At 67.6% G+C, this 24,461-nt stretch carries 11 protein-coding genes; 5 read left to right on the top strand and 6 right to left on the bottom strand.

What is annotated here, in order from left to right; translation table 11 throughout:
* Positions 1-27 precede the first annotated feature (27 nt).
* Positions 28-10,383: a BTAD domain-containing putative transcriptional regulator gene (locus A5787_RS26205; protein WP_066972719.1), complete on the bottom strand. Its 10,356-nt coding sequence runs from the start codon at positions 10,381-10,383 to the stop codon at positions 28-30.
* A 148-nt stretch (positions 10,384-10,531) separates the two neighbouring features.
* A complete protein-coding gene (locus A5787_RS27920; protein WP_066972713.1) occupies positions 10,532-11,542 on the bottom strand; it encodes a PE family protein in 1,011 nt (336 codons plus the stop codon).
* A gap of 103 nt (positions 11,543-11,645) precedes the next feature.
* On the opposite strand from A5787_RS27920, the gene A5787_RS26195 reads away from it, so the two are divergent.
* Complete coding sequence (locus tag A5787_RS26195; protein WP_066972709.1) at positions 11,646-12,266, top strand: helix-turn-helix domain-containing protein; 621 nt, start codon at positions 11,646-11,648, stop codon at positions 12,264-12,266.
* Positions 12,263-15,124 carry a DUF4349 domain-containing protein gene (locus A5787_RS26190; protein WP_066972706.1) on the top strand — a complete coding sequence of 954 codons (2,862 nt, stop codon included), beginning with the start codon at positions 12,263-12,265 and terminating at the stop codon, positions 15,122-15,124. The genes A5787_RS26195 and A5787_RS26190 overlap by 4 nt, the downstream gene beginning before the upstream one ends.
* Positions 15,125-15,126: 2 nt before the next feature.
* On the opposite strand, the gene A5787_RS26185 is transcribed toward A5787_RS26190, so the two are convergent.
* The 3 genes from A5787_RS26185 to A5787_RS26175 form a co-directional block, all read right to left on the bottom strand.
* Complete coding sequence (locus A5787_RS26185; RefSeq protein WP_197507417.1) at positions 15,127-15,891, bottom strand: sensor domain-containing protein; 765 nt, start codon at positions 15,889-15,891, stop codon at positions 15,127-15,129.
* Between the two features lie 438 nt (positions 15,892-16,329).
* Complete coding sequence (locus A5787_RS26180) at positions 16,330-17,247, bottom strand: DMT family transporter (protein ID WP_066972700.1); 918 nt, start codon at positions 17,245-17,247, stop codon at positions 16,330-16,332.
* A 135-nt stretch (positions 17,248-17,382) separates the two neighbouring features.
* A complete protein-coding gene (locus tag A5787_RS26175; RefSeq protein ID WP_066972697.1) occupies positions 17,383-18,252 on the bottom strand; it encodes an oxidoreductase in 870 nt (289 codons plus the stop codon).
* Positions 18,253-18,385: 133 nt separating this feature from the next.
* On the opposite strand from A5787_RS26175, the gene A5787_RS26170 reads away from it, so the two are divergent.
* Positions 18,386-19,381 carry a diacylglycerol kinase family protein gene (locus A5787_RS26170; protein ID WP_066972693.1) on the top strand — a complete coding sequence of 332 codons (996 nt, stop codon included), beginning with the start codon at positions 18,386-18,388 and terminating at the stop codon, positions 19,379-19,381.
* Between the two features lie 10 nt (positions 19,382-19,391).
* Here A5787_RS26170 and A5787_RS26165 read toward each other — a convergent pair whose 3' ends face one another.
* Positions 19,392-19,685, bottom strand: coding sequence for a hypothetical protein (locus tag A5787_RS26165; RefSeq protein WP_066972690.1), 294 nt, complete (start codon positions 19,683-19,685; stop codon positions 19,392-19,394).
* 591 nt (positions 19,686-20,276) lie between these two features.
* Here A5787_RS26165 and A5787_RS26160 point away from each other — a divergent pair.
* Complete coding sequence (locus A5787_RS26160; RefSeq protein ID WP_066972686.1) at positions 20,277-23,525, top strand: thioester reductase domain-containing protein; 3,249 nt, start codon at positions 20,277-20,279, stop codon at positions 23,523-23,525.
* A 19-nt stretch (positions 23,526-23,544) separates the two neighbouring features.
* Positions 23,545-24,453, top strand: a complete 909-nt coding sequence (locus tag A5787_RS26155) for a metal-dependent hydrolase (protein ID WP_066972685.1) — start codon at positions 23,545-23,547, stop codon at positions 24,451-24,453.
* Positions 24,454-24,461: the final 8 nt, after the last annotated feature.

Below are 24,461 nucleotides of genomic sequence, written 5' to 3'. Positions count from 1 at the left end.
CGCGAAAGTTGTTGAAAGACAAGTTATTCAGGTCGCCCCGAGGACCTCGGGGTGCGCGGCCTCTCCCGAATCGTTCCAGCGAGCGGTGAGTTCCGCGAACGCCCCGTCCATGTCGTCGGGATCAAAGCTCACGCATGCGTGCAGGAGGCCGTCCCGACCGACTTCCGTGATCTGCAACATCTCGACGGTCGGTGCATCGGGATCATCGGGGTCGCCGTAATGCGCGCGGGTGAGCGAGAGGTGCTGGCCTCTGCTTGCGATGGCTTCCACCGTCAATCGGGAGCCGCTGGGCGCGGCCTCGAACATCGCCTGCATGTTCTTTCGCCTTGCTGGGCCTTCGAATGCGTCCCGCAGGCCCTTTCGCCGATCGTCGTAGCGCAGGTCGGCAGAGGTGAGGGCAAAGAACCCGTCCAAGTCGCGGCGGTTGTACGCGTCGGCCAGCCCTGACCAGATTCGTGTCGCGGCGTTGTCAAGCGGTACGGGCGGCCGATCGAGTTCCTCGAAACGCGCGAGCGCGGCATCGAGGTTTGCTTCGTCGAATAACTCGGCGCCACTAACGAGGTCGCCGTCGACGGTGAAGACATCGACTATCCGCCACTCGGCGTCCAACCCGTCTTGCGAGGTCCCGTGAGCAACGTGGGTGACAACCGCCCCGAAGTCGCTCAGCCGGTGCACAACCTCGATGTAGCTAAAGAGGTTCGGCGTGACGTCCCACGTCGCATGCAGGAATGCGGCCCAATCACCGGCCTCGAACGGCGCGAGTGATCGGTGATCGATCCTGACCCAGTCTGGCATCATTGCGGGAACCTCACGCCGATTGAGCGCAGCGAATGCCCGCATGAGGACGGACCACATGTGCGCGTGGGCAGCCGCTTCGCCGGCGACGTACCGGGCATCCAGTTCCTCGAACGCGGTATCAATGTCGTTGGGATCTAATGTTATTAGCATCGCGATCCCATTTTCGGCGTCTGTCTCGACGATACTGAGCAGCTCGACCTCGAACTCGCCGTGCCGCAGATCGCGATTCAAGGAATGGACGCGGGTGAGTGCGAGGCGCTCGCCGCGGGTCGCGATGACGGTGAACGTCAAGTTCGCCTCAATCTCGTCGAGCACTCGCACGTTTGCGATCACGTCGTCGCGACCGTGCCATACCCCGACATTCACCACCCGCCGGCGATCGGCGAAGAAACTGTCCTCCGCCACGATCTCGGCCATCGCGTCCCACTCGTGGGACTCCACATGCGCAAAGAAGCGCTCGCCCAGGCGGCTTGCAGCATTTTCCAGTCGCGGCGGCTGCGGTTGCAGTTCGTCAAACCTCGCGAGTGCGGCGTCGAGGTCTGCCTCGTCGAAGACTTCGACGCGGCTGATGAGGCCGTCTTCGACGGTGAACACCATGATCATCCACACTTCGGCGTCGAAGCCGTCTCGCGAGGTCATCTTCAGCACCTCGGTGAAGACGGCTCCGCGATCGCTGAGCCGATGCACGGCTTCGATGTAGGCGCTGGAACCCGAAGTGATGTCCCAGACGGCACGAACGGAGGCGGCCAGATCAGCCCCCTCGATCGAGACGAGCCGTCGATGATCGATGTAAACCGGATCCGGCGTCGTCGCGAACAGTTCGTGACGATTGAACTGGGCGGGGACCCGTGCAACCACCGACCAGGTGTCCGCGAGGCTCGCGGCTTCGCCGGCGAGGTAGCGAGCGTCGAGTTCGTCGAACGCGGCGCCGATGTCGTCGATGTCGAACGCGATACGCGCCGCGACCCGCTCATCATCGTTGATCTCGAGGACGCTGAAAAACTCGATGCCGAAAGCCTCAGGTTGACCGTGCTGCGAGACACGCGTACGGGAGAGCTCGAGGCGGTCACCGCGGGTTGCGATGACGGTCAATGAAATATTTCTGAGTCCCAGGTCAATGGCGCTCCGCATGTCCGCGATGGCGGCCGCCCGACCGTATTGAATCCCGGAGTTCACGGCCCGACGGCGATCCTCGATCACAATGTCGTCGGCCAGTATCTCGCCTACCGGGTTCCAGTCACGGGCCCCAACGCATGCCTTGAGGTGCCCGTGCACCCGGCTTGCCGCGTTCTCCAGTCGCCGCGGCTGCGGGCGCAGTTCCTCAAACCGTGCGAGCGCCGCGTCTAGGTCCGCGTCCTCGTACACCTCTAGGCGCGGTCCTTCGGAAGCGAAGAGAAGTGTTCGGCGCCATTGCAATTCGTTTCCGTGCTCGTCGGTACCTTCGATGACGAATGTGACGACAGTGCCCCGGCTGTCCAGAGCATGCATACACGGCACACGATAGTGAGCGTCAGGTACGAGCGCCCACAGCTCCTCGACCCCCCGGCCGAAATCCGACCCCGATGCGAAGGGGATCCGTCGATGATCGACATACTTGAGCTGTCTCACATTGGGTCCCGGCTCATGGCGGTTGAGCTCCGCGATCGCGTCCATTCCGAATTTCCAAACGCGCGCGTGCGGTGCCGCTTCGCCGGCGAGGTATCGGGTGTCGAGCTCGTCAAACGCCTGGCCAAGGTCTTCGACATCGAACACGACCATCGCCAAAATTCCCTCGTCGGCATCGATCTCTACGACGTGGAGGACTTCGGCGTGGAACGAGTCGAGCGGCTGGCCGGGCCCCGAGGTTCTTGCACGAGTGAGGGCGAGGTGCTCGCCTCGGGTCGCAATGACGTCTGACGTGATGTTGGTAACCCCGATGTCGGCGAATCCCGCAATCTCGGTTGTCACCGCATCCCGCCCCTTTCGGCGGCCGGAATTGACTGCCCGTCGACGGTCGTCGGTCGAAACGTCTTGCGCCAGGCTCTTGCTCACCGCATCCCAGTCGCGGGCCAAGAAGAGGGCATTCATGCGGTCGTAGACGCGGCTCGCCGCATTCTCCAAGCGCGGTGTCCGGGGGCGTAGTTCCTCGAACCGTGCGAGTGCGGCCGCGAGGTCTGCCTCGTCGAAGACCTCAACCCGGTTGACCAGATCGCCGTCGACCAGCAACACTGCGAGTCCGCGCCACTCGGCGTCGACGCCCCCTTGCGCCGTCTCGTGCGCTGCATAAGTGATGACTGCTCCGCAGCTGGTCAACCCGTGCACTTGCTCGACGTAAATATTGACTTCCTGCTCGAGATCCCAACCCGCGCCGATGTATTCGGTCACGTCGCCGGGACCGAACGCCGTCTCCCGTCGGTGGTCGATGTTCACACAGTCTGGTGTGGTCAGCGGCAGCTCGTGCCGGTTGAGCGCGGCGTAACTAGCCGCAACGACGGACCAGGCATGTGAGTTTGCGGCCGCATCGCCGGCTAGATAGCGCGCATCGACCTCCTCCAAAGCGGCGTCAATGCCATCGACGTCGAAAAAGACGACCGCGACGATTTGCTCGTCGGAATTGATCTCGAGGACACCGGCCGTTTCGAGAACAAATGCCTCAGACCCATGGTCGCGCGCGGTGAAGCGGAGATGCACGAGGGCAACGCGCTTTCCTCGGGTCGCGATCGTCGTCAACGTCACCTTCGTGCTAAACAGGTCGGCGATCGTCCGCATGTCCGCGATCTGCGCACCTCGACCAGATCGGAGTCCTACCCCTACCACCCGACGTCGATCGTCGTTGGAGAAGTTGTCGGCCAGCATCTGCGTCATGGCGTCCCAGTCACCCGATGCGAAGCGCGTCAGGAAGCGCTCGCCGGCTTGGCTTGCCGCGTTCTCTAACCGCCTTGTCGGCAAGCTCAATTCGTCGAAGCGCGCGAGAGCCCCGTCCAAGTCCGCCTCGTCGAAGATCTCGCAACGGCTGAGCAGGTCACCTTCCACCGTCGCGACGGTGATGACCCGCCATTCGGCATCGAAGCCCTCTTGCGATGTCTCATGCGACGTGTTGGTCAGCACCGATCCAAGATCAGTCAGCCGATGCACAGTCGTGATGGTGTGGCTGAGATCCATGGTGAGGTTCCACGCCGCATCGAGTATTGCGGGCATTTCACCGGACGCAAACGATGTTCCCCGGCGGTGGTCGATGTTCACCCAATCTGGCGTCGTAGGAGGCAGTTCGCGCCGGTTGAGCGCGTCGTAGGCCCGCGTGATGACCGACCACGTGCGCGAGTACGGGACCGCCTCGCCGACGATGTAGCGCGCGTCGAGTTCGGCGATAGCCGCATCCAAATCGTCGAGATCGAACGTCGCGACTTTCGCGATCCGCTCGTCGTCGTCGATCTCGACGACGTTGAGGGCATCGTTTGAAATCGCTTGGGGATCGTGGCCGGAGGCACGTACACGTGCGAGGACTAGACGCTCTCCGCGGATCGCGACGGCGCTCACCATCGATATTGCGAAACCGACCTCTGCGGCCGCCTGCAGGTCTCTGACCACGTCTTCTCGGCCATGCTGGATGTCGGCTATCACGACTAGTCGGTGATCAACGCCGCAATAGTTTTCGGCAACGCTTTGAGCCATGGCGTCCCACTTGCGGGCCGCGTAGTGCGACCAGACGTGCTCGAATACGCGCGCTGCCTGATTTTCCAGCCGCTCCGGCCGGCTTAGCTGATCAAACCTCGTGATCGCCGCGTTCAGGCCTGACTCATCGAATAGCTCACAACGGCCGAGTAAGTCATCTTCGACCGTGAGCAAGAAGACTTCGCGCCACTCGGCGTCGAAGCCTTGTCGGGAGCTTCCATGTGTCACATGGGTGACGACCGCTCCGAGGTTATTCAGCCGATGCACAGCCTCGATGTAGGTACTGCCGTCTTGTGCAAGATCCCATGTGGCACGGACATACGCGATCAGGTCGCCGGGCGCGAACCTCGTTCCTCGCCGGTGGTCGATGTTCGCGAAGTTCGGTGTCGTTGAGGCGATCTCATGTCGGTTGAGCGCGGCGTAGGCGCCTGCGATGACCGACCAGGTCTGCGAGTAGTCGGCCGCCTCGCCGGCTATGTAGCGCGCGTCGAGCTCCGCGAGGGCGGCGTCGAAATCGTCGAGATCGAACACGATGATCGCCGTGAGCCGTTCGTCGGCGTCGACTTCAGCTAGCTGAAGGGCATCGGCGCGGAATGTCTCGGGGTCCTCGTCGCCCTGCGAGTATCCCGCATGCGCGAGGACGAGGCGCTCTCCGCGGGTGGCGATGACGTGTGAGGTCGCGTGCGTGACCCCGAGGTCGGCGGCCCACCGCATCGTTTCGACCACAGCGCCTCGGCCCCTCAGGACGCCTGCATTCACCACCCGACGGCGATCTTCGTTGTGAACGTCGTCGACCAGCGCGTCCGCCAAAGCGTCCCAGTCCGGGGCCGTGAAGCACGCTTGCATCCGCTCGAACGTGCGGGAGGCCGCGTTCTCCAACCGTCGTGTCGGTCGGCTCAGTTGATCAAACTTCGCGATAGCGGCATCGATGTCGGCCTCGTCAAAGACCTCCACCCGGCTAAGCAATTCGCCATCGACCATCATCAGGTCGACCCCACGCCACTCCGCGGCGAAGCCCTCGGGTGAGGCTCCGTTTCCTGCCCAACTGAAAACCGCGCCGAGCTCGCTTACCCGATGCACGGTCTCGATGTAGATGTCGAGCTTTTGGTCGAGATCCCACCCAGCACGGATGTAGCCGATACCCTCGCCGGGCGCGAATGCTGCGACGCGGCGGTGGTCGATGGTCACCACATCCTGTGTCGCCGAAGCCATTTTGCGCCCATTGTGGGCAACCAGAGCGCCCGAGATTACCGCCCACGTGCGCGAGTATTCGGCTGCTTCGCCGGCGGCGTAACGGGCGTCGAGCTCGGCGACGGCGGCGTCGAAATCGTCAGGGTCGAAGGTGACGACGTGCGCAATCCGCTCGTCACCGTCGATCTGGACAACGTTGAGGGCGTCGTTTTGAATCGCTTCGGGGTCGCGGCCGGAGGCGCGAACACGTGCGAGGACGAGACGCTCGCCGCGGATCGCCATGGCGCTCAACATCGATATCGTGAAACCGACACCGGCCGCTGCCTGCAAGTCTCTTACCACGTCATCACGACTATGTTGAGTCTCGGCACTCACGACCCGGCGATGATCGACGCCGGCATAGTTGTCGGCTACGGCTTCAGCCAGGGCGTCCCAGTCTTGCGCAGCGAAGTGCGACCAGACGTGCTCGAATACGCGCGCTGCCCGGTTCTCCAGCCGCCGTGCGGGTCGGCGCTCGTTCTCGAACCGAGCATGCGTGGCGTCGAGTTCGGCGAGTGCGGCGTCGATATCTTCGACGTCGAACTTCACCTGCAGCGCTATTCGACCTTCCGCATCAAGGCCGACGACCTGGAGCATCTCGTCCTGTGGCGCACCCGAACTCTGATCGTCGGTCCCGACCTCCAGTCGGCTGAGGGCGAGACGTTCGCCACGCACGGCGAGAGCCGTGTGGTGATAGCGCACCATGCCCGTCTCCAAGTACCGCCTCATGTCCTGAGGCCACTGACTCGACGGGACGTCGATACGCGAAAAGCCGACGATCTTCCGGCGGCTCTCGGTTGCTACGTACGGGGCAAGTGACTGGGCTACTTCGTCCCATGCTTCGCGGTTGACGGCATCGATCAACCTGTTGCCCGCTTGCACGCAGGCGTTGGTAACTTCGAGGCTTGGCGCTTGGGGCGGCGCTGGTGGCCCAGGGCGCTTTCCAACAATGCCGCGCGCCTTTTCCGCAAGCGCCGCGGCGCCTTTCCGCTCGTACAAGCTGACCGCCCGCTCGGCCGCGGCCCGCGCACCGGAGACATCACCGGCAGCGCCCAAAACCATTGCCAGCGTCAGGCACGCGTCTCCGTGATCGACCAACGCGTCCGTGCGCTCGGCCAGGCTGACCGCGGCTTCGGCGACCCGGCGAGCCTCGCCGTGGTCGCCGGAGCGCGCCAGCAGCTGCGCCCGAAGTGTGCGCCAGGCGATCGATGGCTTCAGCGCGTGACCGGCCAGACGCTCACTCTCGGCGCACAATTCGGCGGCCTCGGAATCACGGTCGAGCGCCAGACAGGTACGACCAAGCAGCGCGGCGGTCTCAGCGGTGTCGGCGTCGAGGCCCATGCGACGAAAACCGTTGTAAGCCTTCAATAGATGGGGCTCGGCCGCGGCGGGCTCATCCACGACCAGCTCGACGATGCCGGCGAACTGCTCGACCTCGAGAAGGGCATGGCGCAGGCCGAGCTCAGTGACTGTGCGGCGGGCCGAGTCAATCATCCGACGGGCCGCGGCGGCGCGGCCGCGGAACGCCTCCAGCACGGCCTGGCACCGCGTCGACGTCGCCTCCACGGCGGGGGAGTCGGTCGTTATTCGCAGCAGCCGCACCACGTCCAGACACCGTCCCCCCGCGCGCGGGACCGGATTGGGTCCCCACAGCGCCGCGAGCGGAGCGTTCGCCAACACCGAATTCACCCGGCGGTGCTCGCGTGCGCGCCGCGCCGCGGTCAGGGCGTCATCGAGCGCGATTTCGCAGTCACCGATCCGCCCGAGGCGGGCGAGACACCCCGCCCGAATCGTGTGCGCCTTGGCTTCCCCTGCGGCATCGTCCAATTCGGCCAGCTTCGCGGCGGCCGCGCTCAACGCGGCCTCGATCTCGTCCAGCCGCTCGGGATGGGCCAGCATCGACAGCTGCCCGTCGAAGCACGTCGCCCACGCGGCGAGCCGCGCGGAATCGACCGTCGTTCCTTGCAACTGTGAGACCGCGCCCGCCGCCGAGACCACATCACCTGCGGCGAGAAGGGCCTCGCAACGTGCCACCAGCAACTCGGCGGCCTGGTCGTCGCGGTCCGGCAGCTCGTCGTCGATCTCCTCCAGCGCGTGCAGGGCGTGGTCGTAGAGGTCGGCCGCGCCCTCATAGGCGAGTCGTGCCATCGCCTGGTCGGCGGCGCGCCGACAGTACTCGACGGCCTTGGCCGCGTTACCCGCCCACGCGCATTCGAAGTAGTGGTGCGCCAATTCGGCAAGCAGCTCGTCATCGGCGCCGGGCTGGCTCTCCAGCGTCGCGGCGATGCGCTGATGCAGCCGCATGCGCCGCACCGACGGCAGCTCGGCGAGCAGCGACTGTCGGACCAGGGCGTGGTTGAACCGGTAGCGGCCGCCGGGCTCCTCGATGACAATTCCGGCCTTGCATGCCTCGTCGAACGCGTCGACCAGGTCGTCGCCGACCACGCGCTCGACCAGTTCCAGGTCGAACCGGCTGCCGGCCACTGCAGCCGCGGCCAGGGCTTTGTTTGTCTCGGGCGAAAGCCTTGTGAGGCGGCGGCTTACGGCCTCGCGGACCCCCTGCGGCAGGGTGCTCTGGTCCCAGCGGCCGCCGCTCTCATCGACGTGGCGCAGGGCCTCGATGAGGAAGAACGGGTTGCCACCGGTGACTGAGGCCAGCGCGCGGGCCAGCTCTTCGTCGTGGTAACCCGCCTCGGCGACGTAGGCGGTCACGTCGTCCTCGTCTAAACCGCTGAGCTGTATTCGGTTACCGCTGCCGTCGCGGTGCAGGTCGGCGAGCATCGCCGCGAGCGGATGGGAGCGGTCCAGATCGGTGCTGCGGTAGGTGCCGATGATCTGCACGCGCGCCTGCTCGCCGAAGCGCAACAGATGCCGGAGCAACAACAGCGTCGGCTTGGCGGCCCAGTGCAGGTCGTCGAGGATCAACACGACGGGCGCGTTCGCCGAGGCGACTCCCAGCACGGCAACGACGGCGTCGAACAGTGCGTAGCGTTCGGTGTCCGGGTCGGCGCGGGTCGGAGCGGCCAGATCGGGCAGGATGTCGGTCAGCCCGGGCACCAGGGCGAGCAGTGCTTCGACGCCCCGCAGCCCGCGAAGCCCGCCTGCACCGAGGCAGGGCAGCAGCGCCCGCAGCGCTTCCGCGAACGGCTGGTACGGCGCGCCGAGGTCCTCGTCGCAGCGGCCGTAAATCACAAGGGCGCCTTGGTCGTAGGCCTGCCGGGACCATTCGCCGGCCAGACGTGTCTTGCCGACTCCCGGTTCACCGGCGATCAACGCCGCGTTGGTACCGCCGGCAAGCGCCTTCTGCCACACGGAAAAGAGCCGCTGCAGCTCGTTCCCGCGTCCGACGAACGGCCCGGGCCCCGCCAGCACGGCGGGCAGGGTCGGGCGTTCCATGGGCACATCGGGGGAGACGGGCTCCGGATGGTCCCCGGCGGTGGACAGTCGGAGCTCGAAGACGTGCTCCGGGCGCGCGAGGTTGCGCAGCTCGCGCCTTCCCAGGTCGGCGAGCGCAACGTGATCCGGCAGCGAGTCGATGACGAGTTCGGCGGTCGCGCCCGAGCACAGGATCTGGCCGCCCACGGCCAGCGATCGCAGGCGCGCGGCGCGATTGACCGACCGGCCGAAGTAATCGCCGTCGCGAAGTTCGGCCTCCCCGGTGTGCAACGCCACCCGAACGCGCATCGGCTCCGAAAGGGCCCACGGCTCATGGACAATCGCGTCTTGCAGCTCGATGGCCGCGGCCGCCGCCGCCGACGGCCGTTCGAAGACGGAAAACGTGGCGTCGCCCTCGCCGCGGGTCTTGATCAGGCGCCCGCCACGCGACGTGACGACTTGTTCGACGAGCTCGTCGTGGCGCGCGAGCGCCACGGCCATGGCGCCTGCTTCCGCCTCCCACGCGGCCGTCGACCCTTCGATGTCGGTGAGCAGGAAGGTCACGGCGCGGGTCACTGACGAAGACCGTTGTGTTGCAGGGACTTCCAATGCGGCGTCCTGTGCGACGATCAGGGCCTCGAGCCGGCGAAGATTCGGCCCGGGGTCAACCCCCAGTTCGTCGGCGAGCAACGCGCGCACCCGTTGATAGGCGCCGAGGGCCTCGCCCTGCCTGCCCGCCCGATAGAGCGCGAGCATTAGCTGACCCCAACGCCTTTCGCGCAGCGGCGCGTCGGCCACCGCGGCCTCGAGCTCGCCGACGACCTCGGCGGCGCGGCCCGTCGCGAGCAGCGCATCGGCCCGATCCTCCACCAGCGCGGCATGGGCCTCGATCCACCGGGTCTTCTCCGGCGTTCCCCGCCGGCCATCCGGCAGTTCGGGGATCCCGCGCCACAGCGCAAGCGCCTCGTCGAAGCAGACCACCGCTCGGCTGTCGTCGCCGGCGGCGGCGGCGTCGCGGCCCGACCGTGCGGCCGCTGTGTAGCGCGCGGCGTCGACCGCGGTCTCGGCCAGGGTCCAGCCGGATCCTTGCGTCAAAACGAAGCCGTCGCCCAGGGTGCGACGCAGCAAAGAGATGTGGGTTTGCAGGGCCTTGGCCGCCGTGCGCGGCGGATCGTCACCCCAGAGCAGCTCGACGAACGAGTCGGCCGACACCACCGAACCGTCGTGCAGCCCGAGCATCGTGAGGATCGCGCGAGGCTTGGCGCCCGGAATCGCGACCGGCAGGCCAGCCTGCCGGACCTGCAGAGGTCCCAAAACCCCCAGTTCCACCAGATGAAGCGTAGTCACGTCCGCAATCGTGGGGGAGGGGATTCAACAACCGGTCAAGGTCGAGTAAAAGCCGCCTTACCCAGCAATTCTGCGCGGCCGCCGGCCAGGGTCGAACCGGAGTCACTGCGCGGCCAGCAACAACCCGGTCTCACATGAACGGCGCCAGCAGGTCCGCCCGGGCCGGATAGAGCAGCACCGGGTCCGTCCACGCCGGCCACAGCAGCGCCGGGTTGGCACCCGGCGGCGGCCAGTTGTTGTCGTTGGCGTACGCCCACACTTCCCACGGATTGTCGTAGTACGCGGCCGTCTCGACCAGGCTGAACCAGTCCTCGTTCGGGTGGAGCAACCAGTAGCCCGTCCCGACGACGTAGCCACCGACCAGCCAGCCGGCATAACTGGTCGAGAACAGCGGGCCGAAGAGCCGGTTCTGCCAGACGTGCACCTCTTCGTGATTGAGCATGACGTCGGTGGCGCCCGGGCCGGTCCCGAGGTGCGTGGTGACGTTGCCCATCGTGGTGGCAAAGCCCGGCAGGCCGATGCCGCCACGGTAGACGTGGGAACCCGCGAGCGCGCTGAGCGCGGGGTCGTAGTTGGAGTTGGGATAGAACGCGTTGATGACTTGCACGCCGTAGCCCAGCGCCGTGCCCGGGGCTCCCCAGGTGTAGTCGAGCAAAAAGGCCGCCCAGCCGCGCCAGTCGCCGAAGTTGTAGATGCCGAACTCGCGCTGGATGAGCAGGTTCGCGTCGTAGATCGCCGCGTCGGCCACGCCCGTCCCGACGGCACTTCCGGTGCCGATCAACGGACGCCCCACCACCGCCTCGGTGGCCGCGTTAACCGCGCCTAGCAAATTCTGCTGCACGGGCTGCAACAGCAGGGCGCTCGTCGCGTCCGCGGCCGCATACGAGCCGGCGGCCGAGTTCAGCGCCTGCACGAACTGTTGGCCGAACGCGCTGGCCCGGGTGCTGAGCACCTGATACTCCCGGCCGTAGGAGGTGAAGAGCGCCGCCACGGCCTGTGACACCTCATCGGCGGCGGCAGCCGCGATCCCACCGGTCGGAAGAGCGGCCGCCAGATGCGCCGCGGTCAGCGACGAACCGATGCTCTGCACCTCCACCGCGGCCGAGGTCAACCACTCGGGAGCCACCACCAGAAGCGACACGCGTGAAGCGTATGCGCGGCTTGTGGCGCAGGTGCGTTTTCCGGCGGGTGTCGGCGGGACAAAACATTGACAGTGTCACTATGACAGTGTCAGTATCGAAGTCGTGAGCGACGGGGCGTCGTGGACGCTGGACGAGCTGGTGCGGCGGGTGGCCGTCGGACTGGCCGACCCCGCGTACCCGGGAGCGCCCAACGGGCGGGTTCGGGAGCTGCCCGATCGGCGGGTGGTGCGCTGGTACACGACGACCGGGCTCGTCGACCGGCCCGCCATGCAGGGACGCATCGCGCTCTACGGCCCGCGCCAGCTGCTGCAGGTCGTCGCGGTCAAACGCCGCCAGGCCGAAGGCCGTTCGCTCGCCGACATCCAGGCCGAACTGGCCGGAGCTACCGACGAGACGCTGCGCAAAGTGGCCGCCGTTTCCGACGAGCTGCTCGTTGCGCAGGCGCCGGCCGATGAGGCGGCAGCACGCCCCGATCGCCGGCGGCGCTTCTGGGCGGATCCGCCCGCCGCCGCCGAGCCGACGGCCAATGGCGGCGGCGATAACGGTGCCACGAAGCTGGCCGCGGTGAGCCTGCCCGGCGGCGCGCTGCTGGTGCTGCCCGCCCGCCCCGGCGAAGACGACGTCCAGGCGATCCGCGCGGCCGCCGCGCCGCTGCTCGAACTGCTCGCCGAACGCGGCTTGCTGGCAGGTCCGCTGTCCCACGATGATCGGAGCCCATCATGACCGTCCCCATCACGTCGATGACCGACGCAGAGACGACGAGTGCGGCCCCGGATGGCGAGGCGGGCCTCGGTGCTCTGCGCACCGCACGGGGCAACCTGCCGCTCGCGTGCATCGACGTGCGGGCACAGATCACCGGGCTCACCAGCCGGGTGGAGCTGAGGCAGGACTTCGTCAACGCCTTCGACGCACCCCTGGAAGCCACTTACGTGTTCCCGCTGCCGGATCGGGGCGGGGTGACCGGAATGCGGATGACGGCCGACGGGCGAGTCGTCGAAGCAGAGCTGCGCGATCGCCAAGCCGCCCGCGAGGCCTACGAGGAGGCGATCGCCTCGGGCCGTCGGGCATCCATCGCCGAGGAGGAGCGGCCGGACGTGTTCACCATCCGGGTCGGCAACATCCTGCCCGGCGAGCGGGTCAGCATCGCGCTCACGCTCGTTGGCGCCCTGGCCTACGAGGACGGCGAGGCGACGTTCCGCTTCCCGCTTGTGGTTGCGCCCCGGTACATCCCGGGCGACGCCCTCGCCGATGCCGCAGTCGGCGACGGCTACGCCGACGACACCGGCGCGGTCCCGGACGCGTCGCGCATCACGCCGCCCGTGCTGCTGCCCGGTTTCCCCCACCCGGTTCCGCTGGCCATCGAGGTCGGCATCGACCCAGCCGGTCTGGCGCTGTCGGAGGTGCGGTCCAGCCTGGACATCGTCTCCACCGATGACGGCCGGATTCGGGTGCAACCCGCGGAACGGGCTGACCGGGATTTCGTGCTGCGGTTGCGTTACGGCGCCGACGACCTCACCGATTCTCTTGTGCTGGTGCAGGATTCGGAGGGCGGCGACGAGGGGACCTATCGACTCACCGTGTTGCCGCCGGTGTCGAGTGCGCCGCCGCGCCCGCGCGACCTGGTGCTGCTGCTCGACCGCTCCGGCAGCATGCGGGGGTGGAAGATGGTGGCCGCGCGCCGCGCCGCGGCCCGCATCGTCGACACGCTCACCACAGCGGACCGGTTCGCCGTGCTGACGTTAGACGACGCGATCGACCGCCCCGCCGGCCTGCCCCGCGGGCTGGTCCGCGCCAGCGACCGAAACCGGTACCGCGCCGTGGAGCACCTCGCCCGTGTCGAGGCGGGCGGCGGCACCGAGATGGCGGCGCCCTTACGGCAGGCGCTCGCCTGGTTGGGTGCGTCACGCAACGGCGAGGCCCGCGACGCCGTCCTCGTCCTGGTCACCGACGGCCAGGTCGGTAACGAGGACCAGCTACTGCGCGAGCTGTCGAAAGACCTGCAGCGGGTGCGGGTGCATACGGTGGGCATTGACCAGGCCGTCAACGCCGGATTCCTGGGCCGCCTCGCCACCGTCGGCGGCGGGCGTTGCGAGCTGGTGGAAAGCGAGGACCGCCTCGACGAGGCGATGGACGCCATGCACCGCCGCATCGGCGCGCCGCTCGCCCACTCGCTGCAACTGCGCGCCGAGGGGCTGGCGATCGTCGAGGACACCGCGAGCCCCGCCCGGATACCCGACCTGTTTCCGGGGGTGCCGCTGGTGCTGACGGGACGGTATCGGGGCAGCGCGACCGGCTCGCTCGCGCTGCACGGCAGCACCCCCGACGGCGGGGAGTGGTCGCGGACCGTCCGCGCACGGCGCCGCGAGGCGCCCGCAGTGACCGCTCAGTGGGCGCGGGCCCACCTTCGCGACCTCGAGGACCGTTACGTCTCGGTGGCCACGAAGGACTTGGAGACGCGAATCATCAAGACGTCATTGCGCTTTGGCGTGTTGTGCAGGTTCACCGTTTACGTCGCGATCGACAACCGAATCGTCGCCGAGGGTGCGGTGCGGCACCGGGTGATGCAGCCTGTGGAGGCGCCCGCCGGATGGGAACGGAGCCCGGCACCGGACCAACCCGTGTTTGCGGGCGGCGCGCCGGCCACCCCGGCGTCATCGGCGGCGCCGAAGCCGCGAACGATCAAGCTGCGCAACGCCATTGGTGTCGCGCTGACGGTCGCCCTGCTCCTCGGCGGCGGCTGGGCTTGGTCGCTCGGCCGGCCTGGAGTCTCCGCCCCGACGCGCGACGGCATCGTCAGCGGCAAGACAACCGAATCAAGCGACGCGGCTTCCGGGATCAGGGCCGGCGTTCCCGAGAACACCGTCGTGGCCCCGGAGGCACCACCATCGCCCCCGGTCCCCCAGGACAGCACCTTCAAACGCGACATCGTCACCACGGGGTCCCTGCAGATGGTCGTCGCCGCACCCGCCCAGGCCGCCGACCGGCTCGTCTCCGCCGCCACCGACGCCGGCGGGCGGGTGGACTCGCGATCGGAAAGATCCGGATCGTCTTCGCCGACGGTGGATCTCGTGTTGCGCATTCCCGCGGACAAACTCGACGGGGTTGTGTCCGACGCCAAGAAACTCGGGGCCGTCGAGTCGATGTCCATCGGCCACACCGACGTCACGTCGCAGCGCGTCGACCTCGACGCCCGCATCGAGGCGCTGCAGACCTCGGTCAATCGGCTGCTCCAGCTGATGGGCCGGGCGGGCAACGTTGCAGATCTGCTCGCCGCGGAATCGTCGCTGACTCAACGACAGGCCGAGCTGGACTCGCTGCGGGCGCAGCGCGCCGCGCTCGGCGACCAGGTTGCCTACGCGACGATCAACGTCCACATCGCGGCCGAGCCCACGGTCACCCACGGCGGCTTCCTCGGCGCGCTGCAAAACGGGTGGCAGTCGCTGCTCTCCGCCGTCCACGCCGTCGTGCTGACCGTCGGATTCCTCATCCCCTGGATACCTGTGCTGGCCGTGCTGGCGCTGGTTATCTTCGTGGTGGTGCGCCGCAAGCCTTTTCGGCGGTCATCGACCAGCGAGTCCTGACATCACACTTCAACGGCGGACGCGATCTTGCTGACGACATCGCCCGCCTGGTTGGCGGTGTCGAACCCGCACCACAGCGTGTCGATGATGATGTTGTTCCGCACCCCCAGCGCGCGTTGGCAGGCGAAGCCATGGCCGTTGTCGAGGGTCTGCACCAGGCTGAGCGAGGTGCCGGTCGCCGTCAGCTCGCCGAAAGTCCACTTGACCGACGGGTCGCCGGGCTGGCTGAAGGTCAGCGGCCGGTTGGCGCAGGCGGACCACCGCGGTTTGGCCTGGGTGAAGAATTGCTGCGCCACGTCGGCGTCGCGGAACCTGACCACCGCCTGCAGCAGGGCGTGCTTGCGCTGGGCCGCCGCGCGGGCGTTATCGAGCAACTGTCCCTCCAACGCAACCCAGCTGCTGTCGCGGTAGACGGCGGCCTCGACCGGCGAATAGGCGTCCAGGCAGTTGCGATCCGAGACCTGGTCCTCGCTGTGCGACATCTCCGAAATCGGCCTGCGCAACACCATATTCGTGGTTTGCCCCACGGCGTCGACGTCACCGGCGGTCAACAGCAGGTGGTCCAGGCGCGCGTTGAGAATCCGCGGGGGCTGCCAGTGCCCCAGGTTCGGGGCCGCCACCGGGCGTCCGGCGGCGGACACGGTGCAACCGCTCACCAGCAGGCACATGGCCATCGCCGCGAGGATGACGTAGCGCGCGCCGCCCAGGATTCGGCGCCGGCGCCCGGCGTCGACGGGCCTTGGTGGGCGCGCTGACGGTGTTGTCATCTCAGGGTCTCCTGTCCGGACCATAACCGACACAACACCGCGACCGCGCCCGGTATTCGCCGTATCGGCTACGAGCCCAGCTAGATGCGTTGAAGTTAACGCCCCGCGGCGGGTTCGGTGCGCAAGCACATTGTCGGCATGTCGTGCCGCGGGGCGTCGGTGGGCGGCTGTTCTCATAGGGGCTTCTAAGCCCGGTTATGACGCTAGGGCGAGCAAAACCGCTTGTGAAATGCCTTTTGCGAAACACCTATGTGCCTATGGCATGAATTCCAAGGGCGACTTTGTGTGAAGTTGGCCTGTCTACTTCCGGACCGGGAACACGATCGCCTGAGTCACGCTGCCGCCATTGACGGTCGGCCCGAGCAAGGTGATGAACGTGTTGGCCGCCGGGGAATTCACCTTCGAGATCCGCGAAAGCTGACGACGCCGCCCACCCGATCAGGCTTGCGACGCCGCCTTGGGCTGGTCGGGGATCTTCAGGTCGCGCCCGGCGCCGGCGGCCATGGTGGCCGCCTCCCCGCGAGCCAGGCCCACCGTCGCGGCGATCACCACCACGGCCGCCACCGCGAGCACCAACCATTGCGTGCCGTCCGCGTTCAAGGTCTCGCCGAGCACCGCGACTCCGAGTACGCCCGCCACCACCGGCTTCGCGACGATGATCGTCGGCAGCGAGGCGGTCAGCGCGCCGGCGCGATAGGCCGACTGGTGGAAGATCATCCCGGCCACGCCGGCGGCCACCCAGGCATACAACTCGGGTGTGTGCCACAGCTGGCCCGGGGTGTGTTCGATCACGTCGACCACGCCCTTCATCAGCACCGAGAACACCGCCAGCAACGAACCCGCCACCGCCGCCAGCAACAGCGCCGCGGCCGGCCGGTCCGCCCAGATCCGGGCGCCCAACAGACCCAGCAACAACGGCGGACCCATCACCACGGCCACCACCAGCCATGCTGCCAGCGACCCCTGCTCCTGGCCGCCCGCCGGCTGCCCGACCGCGATGACGATCGCCAATGCCACGGCCAGCAACAGCGCCCACAGCCACTCTGCGCGGGTCACCCGATGCCGCGTCACTCGCGCGTAGATCGGTAAGGCGAACAGCAGCGCGGTCACCTGCAGCGACATGACCAACAACACCGAGCCCTTGTCGAGGGCAAGGGCGAGTAGGCAGTAGCTGGAGATGTCTCCCAAACCGCCCAGCCACCAGCGGGTGTCGCGCAACAACATGCCGAACAGCGTCAGGTGGCCGACCGGTTTGTCGGTGACCTCCTGCGCGGACCGCTGCCGGATCACGTTGCCGACCGCGGATGCCAGCGCGGCCAACAGAGCGAGCAGCACCGCCACATCCGTGCTCGACATGGGATGACCTCCTCGCTCACGCGCCTGTTTGCGGCGTCGCGTTGCACTGTTAGCTGGGTGGGCCCAGCGACTGCCTATTCATCCAATCTAACCGCGACTGGCGGACCCGGCCCGTCGAGCCGGATCGGCGGCGGCTCAGAGCGGGAATTTCGTGCCGGTGAGCTGTTCGGAAAGGTCCCAGAGCGCGGCGGCGGTGGCCTCGCGCTTGGCCGGCCAATTTCGCCAGGTCGGCTGGGTGCGGCCGTACAGGCCGAAGCGGGGACCGATGAACGTGTCGCCCGGTAGGTCCTGCGATGCCGCGTACAACGTCTGCCGGGCACCGAAGTCCGCATCGGTCGACACCAGCCGGTCTGCGGCCAACACCGCCGCGTCGCCCAATTTCCGGCCCGAGTTGCCTTGCAGGTTGGTGTGCGACCAGCCGGGATGGGCGGCCAGCGCGCGCAGCGAAGAACCGGCGGCATGCGAGCGGCGCTGCAGCTCGCTGGTGAACAACAGGTTGGCCAGCTTCGACTGGCCGTATGCGAGCCAGGCCGAATACCGGCGGGACCGCCAGTTGAGGTCCTTGAGGCTGATGAATCCGATGTGGTGCAACAGCGAGGACACCGTGACGACGCGGTCGGTGAGCTTGGGCAACAACAGGTTGGTCAGCGCGAAGTGCCCGAGGTGGTTGGTGCCGATCTGACCCTCGAAGCCGTCGGCGGTGACGGCGTGTTTGGTCGCCATGATCCCGGCGTTGTTGACGAGGACATCGACGTGCTCGGTGTCGTCGGCGAAGCGACGCACCGAGGTCAGGTCCTGCAGGTCGAGCCGGCGCACCTCGATGTCGCCGGTCATGCGCGCGGCCGCAGCCGTGCCCTTCTCGGTGTCGCGCACCGCGAGGACGACGTGGGCACCGACGCGGGCCAACTCGCGGGCGGTCACCTCGCCCAGCCCGGCGTTGGCGCCGGTGACGATCGCGGTGCGTCCGGCGAACGAGGGCAGGTCTGCGGCGGTCCAAGCAGGCATGGCAGCCACCCTAGCTGCGAAATCGGGCCGGCTTCCGCAGGGCGCAAAACCGCTGCACAACAGCCCAATACGACCCCGCCGCCGTGCGGCGCGATCTCGCCCCCATCCAGCCTCCGCGGGTATCGTGCGGGGGATGTACCTCGGCGTCATCGTCAACCCGCTCGCGCGCAAAAACCGCGCCGCGCCGGATCGCGCCGCCGACTTGCGCCGGATCGTCGGCCCGTGGGGTGAGGTGCACGAGACCGCGTCCGTCGAGGATCTCCGCAGGACCATCAAAGAGCTCAATCCCCGGACCAGCCACCTCGTCGGTGATGGCGGCGACGGCGCGCTGCATTGGCTGGTCAACGAAATCGAGCAGTGCATCGCCGATCCCGACCGCTGGCCAACCTTCGTGCCCAGCAACGGCGGCAGCGTCAACGCCGTCGCGCGCAAGGCGCGGGTGCGCGGTCGCGCCGACGGGATCATCCGCGCCTTGGCAGCCGCCGCGGAGGCCGACCGGCCCCCGCCCGAGATTCGCCTGGACACCCTGGAACTCGACGGTGAAACCGAGGACGGGGCAGCGTTTCATCGCCTGTGCTTCGGGCTGGCCGCCGGCGGCGTCGGAAACCGGTTCTACGAAAGGTATTACGACTCGCCGAATCACGACCGCCTGGCCGTCGCCCGGGTGATCGCCCGCTCGTTCGGCGACTACCTGACCTCGAAAATCGCGCCCAGCCGGGTCAAGACGCCGAACTACGCGTCCGTCTTGTTCACCCCGACCCGCGCCCGCGTCGTGATCGACGGCGAGGAGGTGCCCACGCGGACACACCGCTTGCTGCACGCCGGCGCCATCGACCTCCGCATCGGGGGCCCGTTCCGGCTGTTCCCGAAGGCGGCCCAACCCGGTGCGCTGCACTTCCAGGCCGGGGAAGTGAGGCCGTCGAAGATCGTCGCGCAGCTTCCCGCGGCGCTCACCAACGGAACGATGCGCGGCGAGCGGGTACGCGACGTCAACGGCCGCGAGATGATCATCGAGGCCGACGGCGAGCCGCTGTCGCCGATCATTGACGGCGAGCGTTTCCTCGGCATCACCCGGCTGGTGGCCCGCGCCGGGCCGCGCATCCGCGTTGCCCAGGTGGCCGGGCGGTAGCTCACAGCGATCAGCGCCGCGCCTGGATGGTGCGCGTGATCTGGGCGGAAAGCCTGGGGTCGTTCAGCAGCTGGTCGACCAGCGTGGCGAGCACTTCTTGGCCGGTGACACGGGCGACGCCGAGGCGATCGGCCGCCTCACGCTGCCAGATGTCGAGGGCTCGATGCTGGGCGGGCGCGAGGTCGACCGTGCGGCGGGTCTTGGGGTTGCGCGTTCGTCCGACGGCGAAGGGTTCCGTGGGTGCGGCGGCGACCGCGGGAGTCAATGCGGCGCCGGGGCGGTAGGCGGGGTCCGAAGTACTCATCCTGGGCGACCTTCTCTGGCAACAGTAGGTCCGGCGATCAGTAAGTCATCTCAGTATATGCGGAGATTCTGAGCCCCGCCGCCGGGCGCGGGACCGGCTCCCCGCCCGGTTTGCGTCCCGTACGACGGTTTGGCGTCGTACCGGACGCGAACAATTGTTGGCATAAGCGCGGGGTTGAAAGGCGGTGCCGGCGCGGCACCGGGCTAACCGTTTCTATTGCGGGCAATAACAACCCCACGAGCCCTTTCGGAATCGTCCTGACCGAAAGCCGATCATTGCATACTTAAAGCCGCAATTCCGTAACTCAGTATCTACGTCATTACCGAACGAGCTGGGTTTACCTTCGCCGAGTGGGTGCGGAGATACTGATCGCAGTATTTGCAAAGACGCTTTTCCGGCGCTGGAACAATTGCGCGACTATGAGCTGCGTCACGCCTGCGGTCGGGTCGAGCCTGTGAAGTCAATGTGCAGGCCTAAAATGGTCTTTTCTCGGGTTTGATTGACCCTTACCGTGGAATTACGAATTGCGATCTAGGCACATGTTTTTCTGATTTCGGCTCAACCCATCACCGACCTGGAAGGGACTCCTCGATGCAGACGCTGATCGACTACCTGCGGATGTGGCAAGCGCGCCGACCACACCAGACCCTCTTCCGGTTCGTCGACGCCGAGGGCCGGGAGCTCGACCGCTACACCTACGACAGCTTCGACAAGCGGACGCGCGCGTTGGCCGCCTACCTGTCCACGCAGGCCGGGCTGAAGCCGGGTGATCGAGCGCTGCTGGTATACCCGCCGGGCCTGGAGATGGTGGCCGCGTTCTACGCCTGCGCCCGCATCGGGGTGATCGCCGTACCGGTCAGCCCGCCGCTGCCCATGTCGTTCGAAGCCGGCCTGGCCAAGCTCAGCTTCATCGCGCGTGACTCCCAGGCCAAGGCGGTGCTGTCGACCAAGGAACTCGAGCGCACCTTCCGCGAGCTGCTGGACCACCGACAGGGCGCGCTGCCCTGGCCGGACGTCGAGCGGCTCCCGGAGCTGCCCTGGGTGGCGACCGACGCCACGCGAGACTTCGGCGGCGAACCCGTGGCCGATACGCCCGGCCGGGTGCTCTTCCTGCAGTACACGTCCGGCTCCACCAGCGATCCCAAGGGCGTGGTCGTGACGCACGCCAACGTCATCGCCAATGCTTCGGCGCTGACGGACAGCGAGGTGGCGGTCAGCTGGCTGCCGCAGCACCACGACATGGGCCTAATCTCGGCCTACCTGTTCATCATGGTGCTCGGCGGAACCACCCACGGCATGTCGCCGGAGGACTTCCTCAAGCGACCGTCGTCGTGGCTGCGCCTCATCAGCGACGTGCGCGCCACCCGCACGCCCGCACCGAACTTCGCGCTCGAGTACTGCCTGCGCGAGGACAAGCTGCCCGCGTCGGAGCTCGAGGGCATCGATCTGAGCAGCCTCCAGTCCATGCTCATCGGCGCGGAACCCTTGCGGGCCAAGACTTTCGCCCGCTTCCGGGAGCGCTTCGCCCCCTGCGGCCTGCGGCCCGACGCGCTGACCGGCGCTTACGGCCTGGCCGAGAACACCCTGATCGTGTCGATGCACGGCCGCCAGACCCTGTCCGTCAACAAGCGGGCCCTGCAGCAGAACGTCGTGCGGGTGGAGAAGGCCCTGCCCGAGAACAACAACCAGACCCCGCTGGTGAGCAGCGGCAAACCCGCGGCCGGGACCGTCGTCCGCATCGTCGACCCCGAATCCAGGGAGGCGCTGGGCGAGGGCCGGGTCGGCGAGGTCTGGCTGGCGGGCGCGTCCAAGGGCGGCGGCTACTGGCATCGCCCGGACGTCACCGCGGAGATGTTCGAGGCCCGTATCCACGGCGACGACGAGCACACCTACCTGCGGACGGGCGACCTCGGCTTCCTCTACGAGGGGGAACTGTTCGTCTGCGGCCGGACCAAGGACCTGATCATCGTCCGCGGCGTCAACTGCTACCCGTCGGACATCGAGGCCGTCGTGGAGCGGTCGGCCGGGCAGATCCGCCACGGCTGCGTTGCCGCCTTCTCGGTCGAGCGCGAGGACGGGGAAGCATTGGTCGTCGTCGCCGAGGTGCGCGGCGAGCGCGACCTCCCCGACGCCAAGGCCCTGGCGCGCGCAATCCGCCGGCACGGGCATATCGATCCGCACACCATCCTGTTCGTGCCGCCGCGCAGCATCCCCAAGACCACCTCGGGGAAGATCAGGCGCTCGGAGACCCGCCAGCTATGGCTGGACGGCAAGCTGCCCGTGCTGGCGACCTGGATCCAGAAAACCCACACAGGGCCGGACGCCAGCACGGGCCCCCTCGGCCGTTTCCGCCACCTCATCGAGAGCTACGACCTCACCGGGTACGAAGAGTGCTCCTTCGCGGATCTCGGGATCGACTCGCTGGCCCTGGCCGAGCTCCGCGCGGACCTGCAGGCCCTGCTGGAAGAGCACGGCGCGGGGGAGCTGGCCGAGGACGTCAACACCCGGTTGCTCCAGCGCCTGACGGTCGCCGAATTCTTCCGGCTCATGCGGCAGTTCGGCGATCGGTCCGGGCAGCCGCTGGACGCCCTGCGGCGGGCGCTGGATCAGATCTCGGCCGAGTACGAGGTGCAGGAGACCGAGCAGATGCGCGCCGATGCGCGGCTGCCCCTGCCGGCCCTACCGCCGGCGCGATCGGGCCCGGTACGCGACATCCTGCTGACGGGCGCGACCGGCTTCCTGGGGCCGTTCCTGGTGAACAGCCTGCTCGGGCAGACGTCGCACACCATCCATGCGCTGGTCCGCGCCACGGACCCGGCGCACGGCCTGGACCGGATCGTCGCGTCGCTGCGCCGGGCCCAGCTCTGGTCCCCGGCCCTGGAGGACGAGGTCCGTGCGCGGGTGCGCGTGGTCTGCGGTGATCTTGCCGAGCCCCACCTGGGCGTCGGCGAGGCAGAGTTCGGACGGCTGGCCGACAGCGTCGACGCCATCGTCCACAACGGCGCCCTGGTCAACTACGTCCGGACGTACGACGCCCTGCGCCCCGCCAATGTGCTGGGCACGCAGGAGCTGTTGCGGCTGGCCATGACCGACCACCGCAAGACCTTCCACCTGGTCTCCAGCACGTTCATTTATGGCTGGAGCACCGAGCCGGTGGTCGGGGAGTGGGACGCCAACACGAAGATGAGCGGCCTGGACTTCGGCTACTCGCAGACCAAGTGGGTCGCCGAGCAGTTGGTGCTGGCCGCCCAACGGCGGGGCCTCGACGTGCGCATCTACCGGCCTTCGCTGATCTCGCCCACGAGGGCGGGCTTCGGCAGCCAGGACGACATCCTGGTTCGGCTCACGGCGTTCATGATCGAGCACGGGCTGGCCGTCGACGCGCTCAACCAGATCAGCCTGCTGCCGGCGGACCTGATCGCCGATCACGTCGTCGCGCTGATGGGCCTGCCGACGGATGCCTCCAGCGGCGGGCACGTCTATAACATGACCGCGGACGATTACTACAACCTGACGGACATCACCAAGGTCTTGTCCGAACGCCACGGCTACCGCTTCGACTACCACAACATCCCGTCGTTCGTGGAGCAGCTGAACCGCCGGTGCACGCCGCGCGATCAGCTCTACCCGCTGGTCGATTTCCTCGTCCGTTCGGCGGACAAAATCGCCGCGATGCGGGACAAGCGCTACGACAACACCCAGTACCGGCACGCGCGCGCGCTGGCCAAGGTCCACCTGCGGGAGCCGGCCCTGACCGACACGGTCGACAATCTGGTCCGGTTCTTGCGGCGCGAGCGGTTGATCACCGAGGCTGAGGCGGAGGCGCAACGCAGTGCCTGATAGCAGCAGGGGGTCCACGATGTTCACGGTCGACGACGCGGCGACGGGTCCGCACGACGCGTCGCTCGATCACGAGCGGATCGTCCTGCAGGCGCGTGACGTCGAGTTCGACTGGGCCAAGCTGCCGTTCTACTACGTGCCCAACGAGCCCTTCACCACACATTTCTGCAACGTGCTGCACCTGCTGCTGCCGGCGGGCGAGGAGTTCATCGTCGACGCGTTCAAGAACACCTTGCCGCTGATCAGGGACGATCAGCTGCGGCTGGACGTGCAGGGCTTCATCAGCCAGGAGGCCATGCATTCCCAGGCGCACTCGGGGGTGCTCGCGCACTTCGAGGCCAACGGCATCGACGTGACGCCGTTCACCGACCAGATGGCGTGGCTGTTCCACAAGCTGATCGGCGATCGGCCCGGGTGGAGTCCGCGACGACGGGCGAGTTGGTTGCTGGAGCGCGTGTCGATGGTTGCTGCGTTGGAGCACTACACCGCCATCCTGGGCGAATGGGTGCTCGACACCCCGCAACACGACGCCATGGGCACCGACCCGGTGATGCTGGACCTGCTGCGCTGGCACGGGGCGGAAGAAGTCGAACACAAGGCCGTCGCGTTCGACACCATGAAGCACCTGCGCGCCGGGTACTGGCGGCAGGTGCGCACCCAGCTGCTGGTGACGCCGTCGTTGCTGTGGTTGTTCATCCGCGGCGTGCGGTTCATGTACTCGGTCGACCCGAACATGCCGCCGGGGAGCAAGCCGCGCTGGCGGGACTACTTCCGCGCGGCGCGCCGGGGTTTGGTGCCCGGACCGTTCCAATTCTTGGGAGTCATTGGTGCGTACTACACGCCGAGCTTCCATCCGTCCAAGCTGGGCGGGGTGGGACGCGCGGTCGACTACTTGGCCCGCTCGCCCGCCGCGCGGGCGTCTTACTGAGGTTGCCG

Origin of the sequence: Mycobacterium sp. 852002-50816_SCH5313054-b, from assembly GCF_001667185.1 — a bacterium.
Taxonomy (GTDB): domain Bacteria; phylum Actinomycetota; class Actinomycetes; order Mycobacteriales; family Mycobacteriaceae; genus Mycobacterium.
Note: the sequence above shows the minus strand (reverse complement) of the source record. Positions and strands in the feature narration are given on the sequence as shown.